The organism is Streptomyces sp. P9-2B-2 (assembly GCF_030406865.1).
GTDB lineage: Bacteria > Actinomycetota > Actinomycetes > Streptomycetales > Streptomycetaceae > Streptomyces > Streptomyces platensis.
Genome location: NZ_CP129126.1, coordinates 7,970,805 through 7,982,132, shown reverse-complemented (window position 1 = coordinate 7,982,132; position 11,328 = coordinate 7,970,805). Strand labels below are relative to the sequence as shown.

General features: G+C 67.4%; 12 protein-coding genes and 3 pseudogenes. 7 read left to right on the top strand and 8 right to left on the bottom strand.

All coding sequences use genetic code 11. The features are described 5' to 3' along the window. Positions 1-107: 107 nt before the first annotated feature. Complete coding sequence (locus QT196_RS35050; protein ID WP_290356369.1) at positions 108-1,148, bottom strand: hypothetical protein; 1,041 nt, start codon at positions 1,146-1,148, stop codon at positions 108-110. A 217-nt stretch (positions 1,149-1,365) separates the two neighbouring features. Beyond that, positions 1,366-1,737, bottom strand: a complete 372-nt coding sequence (locus QT196_RS35045; RefSeq protein WP_290356368.1) for a barstar family protein — start codon at positions 1,735-1,737, stop codon at positions 1,366-1,368. A gap of 297 nt (positions 1,738-2,034) precedes the next feature. Between QT196_RS35045 and QT196_RS35040 the strand changes: the two genes are divergently transcribed. After that, on the top strand, positions 2,035-2,850 hold the full coding sequence (locus QT196_RS35040) for an SDR family oxidoreductase (RefSeq protein WP_266732731.1): 816 nt from the start codon (positions 2,035-2,037) through the stop codon (positions 2,848-2,850). Positions 2,851-2,921: 71 nt separating this feature from the next. Here the strand turns inward: QT196_RS35040 and QT196_RS35035 are convergent, their stop codons facing one another. Beyond that, positions 2,922-3,173 (bottom strand): hypothetical protein, encoded by a 252-nt coding sequence (locus QT196_RS35035; protein ID WP_168482662.1) that lies wholly within the window; start codon positions 3,171-3,173, stop codon positions 2,922-2,924. Then, positions 3,170-3,784, bottom strand: a complete 615-nt coding sequence (locus QT196_RS35030) for a ParA family protein (protein ID WP_168482661.1) — start codon at positions 3,782-3,784, stop codon at positions 3,170-3,172. The genes QT196_RS35035 and QT196_RS35030 overlap by 4 nt, the downstream gene beginning before the upstream one ends. A 251-nt stretch (positions 3,785-4,035) precedes the next feature. On the opposite strand from QT196_RS35030, the pseudogene QT196_RS35025 reads away from it, so the two are divergent. Next, a pseudogene (locus tag QT196_RS35025) lies at positions 4,036-4,119 on the top strand (IS5/IS1182 family transposase); the annotation flags it as partial. Here the strand turns inward: QT196_RS35025 and QT196_RS35020 are convergent. After that, entirely contained in the window at positions 4,109-4,423 is a 315-nt protein-coding gene (locus QT196_RS35020) for a hypothetical protein (protein WP_168482660.1), read from the bottom strand. The pseudogene QT196_RS35025 and the gene QT196_RS35020 sit on opposite strands and share 11 nt — an antisense overlap. Before the next feature lie 231 nt (positions 4,424-4,654). Here QT196_RS35020 and QT196_RS35015 point away from each other — a divergent pair, with 231 nt between their 5' ends. Then, positions 4,655-5,137, top strand: coding sequence for an SAM-dependent methyltransferase (locus QT196_RS35015; RefSeq protein ID WP_290356367.1), 483 nt, complete (start codon positions 4,655-4,657; stop codon positions 5,135-5,137). A 278-nt stretch (positions 5,138-5,415) separates the two neighbouring features. On the opposite strand, the gene QT196_RS35010 is transcribed toward QT196_RS35015, so the two are convergent. Then, entirely contained in the window at positions 5,416-5,841 is a 426-nt protein-coding gene (locus QT196_RS35010; RefSeq protein WP_168482658.1) for a pyridoxamine 5'-phosphate oxidase family protein, read from the bottom strand. Between the two features lie 128 nt (positions 5,842-5,969). On the opposite strand from QT196_RS35010, the gene QT196_RS35005 reads away from it, so the two are divergent. The 4 genes and pseudogenes from QT196_RS35005 to QT196_RS34990 form a co-directional block, all read left to right on the top strand. Next, a complete protein-coding gene (locus tag QT196_RS35005; RefSeq protein WP_290356793.1) occupies positions 5,970-6,902 on the top strand; it encodes an IS5 family transposase in 933 nt (310 codons plus the stop codon). Between the two features lie 78 nt (positions 6,903-6,980). Continuing rightward, positions 6,981-7,544: pseudogene (locus tag QT196_RS35000) on the top strand (DUF1772 domain-containing protein); the annotation flags it as partial. Between the two features lie 204 nt (positions 7,545-7,748). Further along, complete coding sequence (locus QT196_RS34995; protein ID WP_168484201.1) at positions 7,749-7,949, top strand: ferredoxin; 201 nt, start codon at positions 7,749-7,751, stop codon at positions 7,947-7,949. Positions 7,950-8,058: 109 nt separating this feature from the next. Next, a pseudogene (locus QT196_RS34990) lies at positions 8,059-8,250 on the top strand (MFS transporter); the annotation flags it as partial. 158 nt (positions 8,251-8,408) lie between these two features. Here QT196_RS34990 and QT196_RS34985 read toward each other — a convergent pair. Both QT196_RS34985 and QT196_RS34980 read right to left on the bottom strand, forming a co-directional pair. Continuing rightward, positions 8,409-9,869, bottom strand: a complete 1,461-nt coding sequence (locus tag QT196_RS34985; protein WP_168482657.1) for a hypothetical protein — start codon at positions 9,867-9,869, stop codon at positions 8,409-8,411. 50 nt (positions 9,870-9,919) lie between these two features. Then, positions 9,920-11,266 carry a discoidin domain-containing protein gene (locus tag QT196_RS34980; RefSeq protein WP_168482656.1) on the bottom strand — a complete coding sequence of 449 codons (1,347 nt, stop codon included), beginning with the start codon at positions 11,264-11,266 and terminating at the stop codon, positions 9,920-9,922. Positions 11,267-11,328 lie beyond the last annotated feature (62 nt).

The window sequence follows — 11,328 nt, the reverse complement described above, 5'->3', positions numbered from 1 at the left end:
CGGAGACCCTCTAGTTCCTCCACACGGCCCTGGCAAAAGTGTGGTGGGACACGCACGAGCAACCACCCGAGGCGTGTCCCACTCTGCGCTCAATGAGCGGCTCGGCCTCAGCCCTTCGGGGCTGTGGAACGTTCGATCAGAGCGTTGACCTTCGTGTCACTGTGCTCATCCATCGGCATCTTGTAGTCACCGACGGCCCAGAAGGTGCCGGAGTCACCGGCCGGCGCGAGATCGTTGAAGGCGTAAGACGGCCAGCTGGTCGCGGCGTCCGGAGCCAGTGCTCCAGCCTGCTTGGTCCACGTCGCGCCGTCGTAGTGCCAGATGAAGGGCTCGGCCCCCACTTCGGGGGTGCTCTTGTCCGAACCGGTGGCCCACAAACCACCCGCGCCATCGGAGGAGAGGGAATCGAGGTGCATGTCGGCGAGCGAGCCGGTGATGTTTTGCCAGCCGGCTCCGTTCCAGCACATGACACTGGGGACGGGCGGGGCGCCGTGCTTTCCCTGGGCCCAGCCGCCGACGTACACACTCCCAGGCGACTCTGCAACGATTTGCACGGCGTCCGTGCTCTTCTTCAAGGGCGGCTGCGGCAGAAGGGTCCAGGTCGTGCCGTCCCAGTGGTAGACGACGGGATGACCGTCGTCCACGGGGTACTGCATGCCGGTCGCGTAGGCATTGTCCGCCGACAAGGCGTCGATGTCCCTGATGTCGACGAGGTACGGCAACTCGAAGGTCTGCCAGTCCCCGTCGGCGTAGGTGTAGAGGGCCTTTCCCCCCTTGAACAGGCGCCCGGGGACGGCGTCGAGCGGAACCTCCGGCCAGGATCTGTCGAAGGCGCCCACGGTGGGCACGCTGCTCCAGCGATCGCCGTCATAGTGCACGAGAGCCTGGCCGTCGTTGTCCACCCCGTACGCCCACACGTCGTCGGCAGAGACAGCGCTCACCGCCGACCACTGCCAGACGTCCGGCAGCCCCGGCGTGGTATCCGCCTGCCAGCTCCGCCCGTCCCACCGCATGATGACGCCGCGCATGGCCTTTCTGCCGACAGCCCAGGCATGATTCGCGTCGGGCGCGGAGACCGACATCAGGGACTCTGCCGCACTGTCGCCCGAAAGCGACAGCTCCCACCCGGACGCCGTGGCCGCCGCCACCCCCGTGCCTCCTGTGGTGAGCAGTGTCGCCCCGAGAGCCAGGGACACGGCCAGGGCGCGCACCAAGTGCCGTAAGTGCATCAGCGGGTCCTTCCTACACTTCGAAAGTCAGGGGATCGCGACCGGCAGGGAAGCCGGGCGAGGTACGAGACCCACGGCACTCGGTGATGGTTGTACTGGAATGAGCTGAGCAGAAAGTCCCGAAAGTGACCAGCCATCACCGGAGCATGACGCTCACACCCCGTTCCTCGAAGACTTCCTTGAGCAGGTCGAACAGCGCGACGTCGCCCTCGCCGGTCGGTACGCGCTCTACCAACCGTGCGCTGGCCTCGGCCGAGGAATCCCAGTGCAAGGTGAACGGAGGGGTGGCGCCCAAGCCGCCTCTCAGACAGTCGTCCAGAGCCTCAAAGTTCAGTAGGCCACCCTGCGGGAGACAACCTGCCAGGCGCACTCGTCGTGCTCCCGCCTCGCCCGGCAGCGGCGTGAACAACCCCTCGGCCTCGCGGGCACAGCCCCAGAAGTCGGCGTCGTCCTCGTCCGAGGCCAGCGCGTACTTCTGCCCTGCGCCGCCCCGCCCTGATGTTCGCATCGCACTCCCCCTGAGAGCGCTGATCCTACTGACGCTCGGCGACTTGCCAGGCGACTACAGGCCCTGAGCGAGGGTCTGGCGATTCAGGAGGGAGGGTGCCGCTACTTCCTCGTCACACCGCTCCACCGATTGACCGCCGCTGTGCTCGCCGCTGCCCTTTGGCGAGGTCGTTCCTCGCCCCGCACCCAGCCGTGTTGCCGACGCTAGCTGTGCCCGGTCGGCCCGGCGGTGCCGGCGCTTCGTATGCTCGCGGTACGGGGAACCGGAAGCTGACCACCTTCGGAGGCGAAAACGAGCATGTCGGAACAGCGTGTTGTCCTGGTGACGGGCGGGGGAACGGGGATCGGGGCCGCCACCGCCCGGCTGCTGCGCACCGCCGGGCACCAGGTCGTGATCTCCGGGCGGCGGCCCGAGCCACTGCGCCGGGTGGCCGAGGAGACCGGAGCGCTGGCCCACCCTTCCGACGCCGCCGACCCCGAGGCCGTGCGCGAGCTCGTCGAGGCGACGGTGACGGCCTACGGGAGACTCGACGGTGTGGTGCTCAACGCCGGAATCGGGCGGGGCGGCGCGGTCGGCGACACCGCGGTCGAGGACTGGGAAGAGCTGATACGGACCAACCTCACCGGCCCGTTCCTGCTGCTGCGTGCCGCGCTGCCGCATCTGCTGGCGGCCCGCGGCACGGTGGTCGCGGTCGCCTCGGTCGGCGCACTCCGCAACAGCGTCGGCAACGCCGCCTATGCAACGTCCAAGGCGGGGCTGCTCCACCTCTGCCGCTCCCTCGCCGTCGACTACGGGCCGCAGGGGCTGCGGGCCAACACGGTGTGCCCGGGCTGGGTGCGTACGGAGATGGCCGACCAGCGGATGGCGCGGTTCGCGGCGGAGGCGGGGCTGGCGGGCGGTGCCGAGGAGGCATACGAGGAGGCGAACCGGCTGAATCCCGCCCGGCGTCCGGGCGATCCGGAGGAGGTCGCCGAGGCGATCGACTGGCTGCTGTCGCCCGCCTCGTCCTACGTCAACGGGGCCGTCCTCACCGTTGACGGCGGAGTGACCCAGGTCGGCGTCGGCGGCGCCGCCTTCGACTACCGGATCGAGGCGCGCACCCCGCGCCCGTAGCGGACGACCCGACAGGCTCGTTCCACGGGGCTCGTGGCGGAGCCAGGAACCCGGCGCCGGGGCAAAGCAGCCTAGCCTCCGGGCCGGGACACCCTGCCGACGGTGTCGGCCAGGGTACGCAGGACGGTCGTGCCGGCGACCACTACCGAGGAGACCGGCCATGCCACCCATCGCGCCAGATCGCCTTGAAGGTCGGGATCCACCTCGACCGTCACCCGGATGTACCTGCTCTGCAGCGTGGTGACTTTGGCGGATCGGGGTCCGGAACCGTCGTCCTGCTCGCGCCGCAATGCTGCGCGGTAGTTTTCCCTGCGCTGGCTCATGCCTCTCCCTGACGCTCGATCAGTTCCTCCGCGAAGTCCATATACGCCGAACCCTTGGCCTGGACCGAGTTCCCGAAAGATTGGGCGTACAGGTCGAGCCGCGCGATCTGGGTGTCCAGCACCTCGAAACCCCGCTCGGTGAGTGCCTCGCGAGCATCGGAATCGGGCCCGGTGCGCGTGGCATCGGGACGGTTGGTGCGATTGAGCAGAACCGCCGTGCGGGCCGGCTCGGCACGCAGGGACTGCACGTCCGCCATCTCGCCGAGGATGGGTGCCATCCGGTCCAGTTCGATGGGGGCGGGAGTCACGGGCACGATCCACTCACCGGCGTACCTCATGATACTGCGGGTGATCCGGGGATGGTCCTCCAGCTGGGGCGCATCGAGCACGACGGCCTGCCGGTTGCCGAGGAAGTCATTCACGCGACGGTGGACGTCCCCCACCGGCAGAGCGATCACCGGAAACGGAAAGCCACCGGCCAGCTCGCTCCAGCGCAGCGCGGAAGAGGCCGGGTCACCGTCGACCAGCAGCGGCGACAGTCCCAACTCATGAAGCGCATGGGCCAGCCACACAGCACTCGTCGTCTTTCCGACGCCGGGCTTGAGGTTCACAAACGCACAACTCAACGGCACAAGAGCTGACAATAGCGTGCACAATCGTCCATTTTCGATCGGCGCGAGGGCGTGGCGTCGTGGTTCACCCGCACGCGAGCGAGAGACGGCGGACAACCGTTGTGGTCACGGCCGTCCGTGTGCACCGCAGGTTGCCCTTTCTTGCCCCTCGTCAGATGCCTTTCGTCCCCCACCCGACCGCACCGACTGCTCCGCTCGGCCCAGCCACTGCCGGCCCACGAGCCTGAGGAAGGGCCTGCCGTCTCAAGGGGGACGGCGTTCACCAGGCCATGCTCGGCATCGCCCGACTCCACAACCTCGCGCTCACGGGATGAGCTGGCTTGTTCTCACGGCGAAAGTGTCCCGTCCGTCTGGCGTCGTGACCCCGTCCGGTGAGGTGGAGACCGTCACGACCTCGTCGCCGGCAAGCGTCTCGACGTCGTCCTGGATCACGCACCTCACCGCGACCTTCACCGGGTAGACCGAGTCGGGGGTCAGCTCATCGAACTCCGCGAAGATGGGGCTCTTGTCGATCAAGGACCAGCGTTGTCCCTCAGCATCAATGAACTGAACCTCGACGATGCCCGGAAACGGCTCGTCATCGACCCAGCGAACCGCTTCACAGCGCAGCTCAGGCACTCAAGCTCCTGTCCTGGATCCGGAACACAGCGGCAACCGGCGCCAGTATGCCCGAGACGCCGACTCGGGTACGGGCCAACCTTTAGCGGCTGGACCGCTTTTGGCTCGGTACGCACATCACGCATACCGACGTCCCGGATGCCGACGTACTGGATACCGATGACCGCAGGCCATCGATACGGTAGGCCAACTCGACCAACTGGCCGACGCTTTGGATGAAAGGCACTGCACATGCCCGAGAACAGCACTCCTGCCGCGGTGGTTTCGGTGCCGGTGGGCCAGGTGGTCGGCGGCCGGGCGGAGGTCCGCGACGACGACTGGGGCAAGGAGACCGCGATCATCCGCCTGGACGCCGGCCAGTACGGCCCGGAGGCGGTGGCGGGCCTGGACACGTTCTCCCACCTGGAAGTCGTCTACCACTTCGATCGCGTCCCCAACGACAAGATCCAGACCGGGGCCCGGCACCCGCGCGGCAACACCGACTGGCCCCTGGTCGGCATCTTCGCCCAGCGCGGCAAGAACCGCCCCAACCGGCTCGGCGTCTCCCACTGCCGCCTCCTCAAGACCGACGGCCTCGACCTGCACGTCCAGGGCCTGGACGCCGTCGACGGCACCCCCGTACTCGACATCAAGCCCTACATGACCGAGTTCGGCCCTCAAGGCCACACCACCCAGCCTGACTGGGCCACCGACATCATGCGCCACTACCACTGACCGACCGGGCCTCCCGCGGGTGCGTGGGGGGCCCGGGCCGGCCCCCTTAGCGACCGCGCCGAGGCGGAAGGCTCAGTGCACGAGTGGGGAGCGGCTGACGTGGGCCTCGAAGGCATCGTGGTGAAGAAGCTGAACCAGCACTACCGTCCGGCCGCCTCTTGGTGCGACGTCATTCCTGTAGAACTCCACAGCTCGGTGAACGCAGCTCGGGTTGCCTTCGCACCGGAGGCTTGGACGTTCGGTGAGCTCTGGCTCTGGGCGGGTGCCACAGCCTTTCGTCAGAAGGCTCCCAGGTCGGCCGATACCCAGTGTTCCGGCTGCATGTAGAGGGCGATGTGCTCCCCCAGCTGTGTCTGGTCGTAGGCGACGAACTCGGCGACCTTGTCCTGCGGGAGGTACCGCTCAGCCATCTCCCAGGATCGCTGGCGACTATCTGGCGCCGTTCTGGTCACCGGGCCCTCCACCGACACGTAGCGCACCGTCGGCTCGGTCCGCTGCACCATCAGACTGAAACGCCCCGCAGACCGAATCGCGCGCGCCTTCCGAGAATCAGGCCCGGTACGCACCCACAGTTCGCCGCCAGGCGTGTACTGATACCAGATGGGAACCGTGAGCGGTGCGCGGTCCGGCCGTTCCATCACCGACAAGGCACCGATATGAGGTTCCGCCAGAAATTGCTCTCGTTCTCGCAGAGACAGCGTCATACGGCCGACCCTAGGGGATGAGTCCGATCCTTTTTCGTGCTGTGCACCCGGCTCGTCGGAAGCGACGCCGACTAGGACCTGTCCGCCCGATCATGTGACCGCCCTGTGGTCGCATCGTTGATGTGGGCATGGGGCGGGGTGATCTGACGGACGCGGAGTGGGAACGGCTGCAGCCGTTTCTGCCGGTCGGCAATGGCCGTTGCGGCAGGTGGCGGGATCACCGGCAGGTGATCGACGGGATCTTGCACCGGGTGCGGACCGGCGTTCAATGGCGGGATCTTCCGGAGCGGTTCGGACCGTGGAAGACGGTCTATGAACGCCACCGGCTGTGGTCGGCGGACGGCACCTGGGAGCATCTACTGCACCAGGTGCAGGCCGCGGCCGATGCCGCGGGGGGAGATCGACTGGGACATCTCGGTGGATTCCACGATCGTGCGCGCGCATCAGCACGCGGCCGGCGCCCGCACCACCCCGCCGCCGGATCTTGCGCCAAAGGGGGCCGAAGCGGCGGAACACCAGGGCGAAACACCGTGGCAGAGTCTGTTCGCCCGCCTGGTGGAGGTGGTGCACGAGGTGAGGGTCTGGGCCGCTCGCGTGGTGGGCTGACCAGCAAGCTCCACCTGAGCGTGGACGGCCGCTGCCGCCCTCTGTCCTTGATTGTCACCGGCGGACAGCGGGCGGACTGCACGCAGTTCCAGGCCGTGCTGGACAGGATCCGCGTCCCTCGGATCGGGCTGGGCAGGCCGCGCAAGAAGCCCGACAGCCTTGCGGCGGACAAGGCGTACAGCAACGGCCCATGCCGTGAGTACCTGCGACGTCGCGGTATCCGGCACACCATTCCGGAGAAGTCGGACAGCCGGGCTGCCCGTCTGCGCAAAGGCTCACGCGGTGGACGGCCGCCCGCCTTCGACGAAGAGCGGCACAAGAAGCGCAACACCGTCGAACGGGCGATCAACAAGCTGAAGCAGTCCCGGGCCGTGGCCACGCGCTACGACAAACGCGGCTACGTCTACCTCGGCACCGCGACCGTCGCGGCCCTTGGCATCTGGCTCCGTACGTGATCGACCGGACGCAAGTCCCAGGGCTTCCGTCCGGCGCCACAGTGGCGAATTACCCCAGCTGCCGATGGTTCAGAACAGATGGTTCTGGATGTCAGAAGTAAAGGATCTTGGACTTCTGACGGATACCCGGCCACCCTTGAAGCCAGCCTCGGCTCCCGGCTCATCGCCTACGGGCCGACCCCATGGGCAACTCATCCGCCCCAAGCAAATGCACCGGAGCCGACGAACATGCGCATCAGACTCGTCCATGGATTCGCCCTGCTTTCCACCGGCCTCCTCGCCGGCGCGTTCGGCTACGGCGCAGCTAATCTCGTCCCCACCTTCAACGCCGTACCACTTGCGATGCGGCTGTCATTCCATGCCGAACTGATGAAGATGAACGGCATCACCATGCAGACGGCGATGGGCGCGTCGATCCTGAGTTCCCTCACGCTCGCCGTCCTGACAGCGGGGCGCACCCGACTGCTCGCGGGTGCGGCAGGTCTACTGGCCCTCACGTCCTTCCTGATAACCCGGCTCGGCAACGTGCCGATCAACGGACGGATCAAGCAGTGGGCACTCACCTCGGCCCCGGCCGATCACGCGGAGATCCTGCGGCGCTGGGAGCTGTTCAACAACATGCGTACGCTCACCGCCTTCGCAGCGTTTGTTCTACTGATCGCCCTCGCCGTCGGCAGACTGCGAGTGGCTGTCCGCCCCGTACATGATCGGGCGGACAGGTCCACATCCCCGCCGCCGACCTCGAACGCCTGGAAGGACTGCTGGTCGGCGGTCTTCGCGAGGTCCCCGTCCGCTGGTGACGGCCCGGCAGCACACGTCCCACCCCGAACAGAAGGAGACCCCTGCATGAAGATCACCGTCGACGAGGAGAAGTGCTGCGGCGCCGGTCAGTGCGTTCTGATCGCCCCCGAGGTCTTCGACCAACGCGACGAGGACGGCATCGTCATCGTCCTGGAGCCGGAGCCCCCGCAGGACCAGCACGCCCTCACCCGTGAAGCGGCCGTCGTCTGTCCGGCCGCCGCCATCCAGGTGCACGACACCCCCTGAACCTCCCCATCCGGCAGCGGTGGGGCGGCCAGCGGAGCCGGTCCGGCTCCGCGGGCACCGGGGCTCCTCGGAGGGCCCGCCCCGGCAGCGGGCCGAACAACACCCCACCATGGGAGGCATCACCCTCGCCTCCGAGGGCGGATTCCGCACCGGCTTGCTGATCGGCTGCGGCGTGGCCCTCGCCTCGGCCACAGTCGCCGCGGCCATCCCGGGACCGGGCTCCGCGTACCCGAACAGCTCACCCACCACGGCGAATTCGCCCCGAGACGCCCTGACCTCTCCTGTCGCCGACCACAGCTGAACAGGGGCTCGCCTGATCCCGTTTGCCGCTCATGGGTAGCGGAGACCTCAACCGGGATGAGGCCCGAACGCTGTACGCATTACAGACGTTCGGGCCTGGGTCAAAACAAGCCGAGACACGCCTCGGCCGCCGGTGTCAGGGGCCCGGACCCGAAGACCTCACCGGGGCCGGTCCAGGAACCACCTCCACCGCATGTTGTTGTTCTGGATGGACTTGAGGGAGACGTAAGCCTTCGTAGCGTTGTCCTCGTTCAGGCCCTCACCTGAGTGGTATTGATTCCGGATGACGACCATCGTGCCGAAGCGAAGGATCTCGCCGTTGTCGCTCACTTTGCCGGTGGTGGTGATGTTGCCGCTGCCGGCATTGAGGCCGGATCCGGTGATGGCTCCGTTGCCGGCGATCCCATAGCTGGTGCCCGCCTTCAAGCTGGCGCCCTTGACGACTCCGGTGGTGGTGATGTCGCCGCTGCCGGCATTGAGGCCGGACCCGGTGACCGCCCCATTGCTCGCGATCCCATAGCTGGTGCCCGCCTTCAGACTGGCGCCCTTGACGACTCCGGTGGTGGTGATGTCGCCGCTGCCGGCATTGAGGCCGGACCCGGTGATCGCCCCATTGCTCGCGATCCCATAGCTGGTGCCGGCCTTCAAGCCGGCCCCCTGGACGGTTCCGGTGGTGGTGATGTTCCCGGAGCCGGCGTCGATCCGGACGGTGCCTGCTTCGTTGGTGATGGCGTCGTGCACGATGAGCCGGGCCATGACGGTGACGTCCTCCTCGAAGGTCGTACGGCCGTGGAGCGTGGTGGTCTTGTCGTTGCTGTCCGCGGTGAAGGTGTCGGGAACGTTGACCTTCTTGGCCGTGAGTTCCTTGGCCACGATGGTGGGTTCTTTGACGGTGACCGTGCTGGACAGGTAGTGGTGCTGGTCGAATTCCTTGGTGTCCGGGTTCGGCGTTCGCGCGTCGAGGACGAACGTGGTGGTGTCCGTGATCCCTTCGATCCGCGTGCTCTGACCGGACACCTGCTGGGGCTCTCGGCCGTCGTAGGACAGCCAGTACTCGGTCTCGTTCTCGCTGCCTTCCCAGCGCAGGGTCACCGCACCGTTGTTGGGGATCTGTGGCTGTTCACAGGAGAAAGCACGGAAGAAGAAGAAATCGTCCACGGACTTGGTGATCGGCACGGTCCAGTCCTCCCCGTCGGTTTGATTCGTCGTGGCGTTGGCCGTGAGCGTCAACTGTGCTTCGCCGGGCAGGCGGCTCACCGGGATGGCGTCGAGGGTGAGCGTGAAGTGGGCGGCGTCGGTGAAGACGAATTTCCCGCCCGGGCCGGACGGCGTGCACACGTAGGTGGTCCGGTCGCTGCTGGCGGCGATGCGCCAGTTCCCGTTGCTGGAGTACTTGTAGTCGATGTTCCCGGGGTTGCTGGTGAGGTCGGTGTCGGTGTCACCCACGGGGATCGTGACGGCGATCCGGGTGCACTCGACGTTCGGGACGCCCGCGGCCTTGCTGAACCTGAGCCGGATGACACCGAGTTTGGTCTTGCTGGCGGTGGAGACCGCGAGGGGTGCGGGGTCGTCGGGCACGGCTGTCAGCAGCCGGTCGACGGTCATGCTGCGGGAGCTCATGGGGACTCCTGAGGCGAGTCGGCGTGGAGCGGAAACCTGCCGGCGCTGGGTCAGGCGATGATCGTGACGTCTCCTTCGGCGTGGGCGGTGAGCGCATGCGTGCCGGCCTCGTCGCTTCGGGCGAGGAACGTGTCGGTACCGCCTGCCCGGACCGCGAGCCGGTCGGTGGCGGTGAGGCTTCCGGCCTCGATGTCGGGGTCGGCGACGGTCACCGTGGTGGACTGGTAGTGGTGGACTGTCTGACCCGACGAGTTGATCGTCTGTGCGTCCAGGACGAACGTGGTCGTGCGGCTGAGCCCGGCGAACCTGGGCAGGTCAGCCGTACCGAAGCTGCAGTCCCGGCCGGCGGGAACGCTGATCCGTTCGGTCCGGTCGTCCCAGGAGAGGTGGTAGTCGGAGTTCGCCGGGCTGCCCGTCCAGTGCAGGGTGACATGGTCGCCGTTGTCGACGCGGGGCTGCTTGCTGGAGAAGTTCTCGAAGACGAAGGCGTTATCGGCCTTCTCGAACCCGTCCAGGCTTGTGGTGTGGCGGACTTCGCCGCCGCCGGCGATCACCGTCTGCGTGATCTCCAGGGCGGCGGTGCCGAGTGTCTGGTTGATCGGGATGTTGGACAGGATCAGGGTGAAGTCGCGGGAGGCGTCGAAGACCGCCGCTCCGTCGTCCGGGGTGCACACGAAGGTCACGGGGTCGTCGGCTGAGCGAGTCCGAGTGCCTTGGTTGGCCAGGAAGCGCCGGACGACGGCGTAGCCCTCGTTCGACGGTTCGACGATGGTGAAGATCCTCAGATAGCGGGCGTGCAGCGGTGGATCGAAGGTGCGCTCGATGCGCAAGGTGTCCTGGACGGGGTGCTCGTCGACGTTGTTCCAGTGCAGCCCGTCCATCGAGGACTGGAGAAGCAGCATCTGGACCTTGTTGCGGCCGTTGGTGAAGCCGGTCGCGATGTCCAGGGTGGTGATGTCCTGGTCGACCCCGTAGTCGACGACCAGGGCGGAGTCCTTCGGGACGAGTCCGGTGGTCCGGTAGTAGAAGTCGTCTCGGGGGTCGAAGATGTTGGTGAACTCGTGGCCGGGTGCCTCGCCCCATTCGGGAGCGGTCGTCACGGGGGCGGCAGGCAGCCGGTGGATGGACCATGCCGCGCCGGTGCTGTCGCGTGGGTAGTCGTCGATGAGCGTGTAGTTGGCGCGCGCTTCGTCGTTGACCAGGTCCGTGGCCGCGTCCCCACGCGGCAGCGAGACGCTGATCTCCGCACATGTCACGTCCGGGGCTGCGGCAGGTTTGGCGAAGGTCAGGAAGACGGTGCCGCGCTTGACCTCCTCGGCCGTGGAGACGGTGAAGTGCGTAGGCGGAGTGGTCTGTGAGGTGACCGACAGCGGGGCGTCGGAGGTGGTGGGATACACGGCAGGGCCTCCCAGGGCGGACACCCGCGGACTCGGGGAGTCGGGGCGGTCAGGGCGGTCGG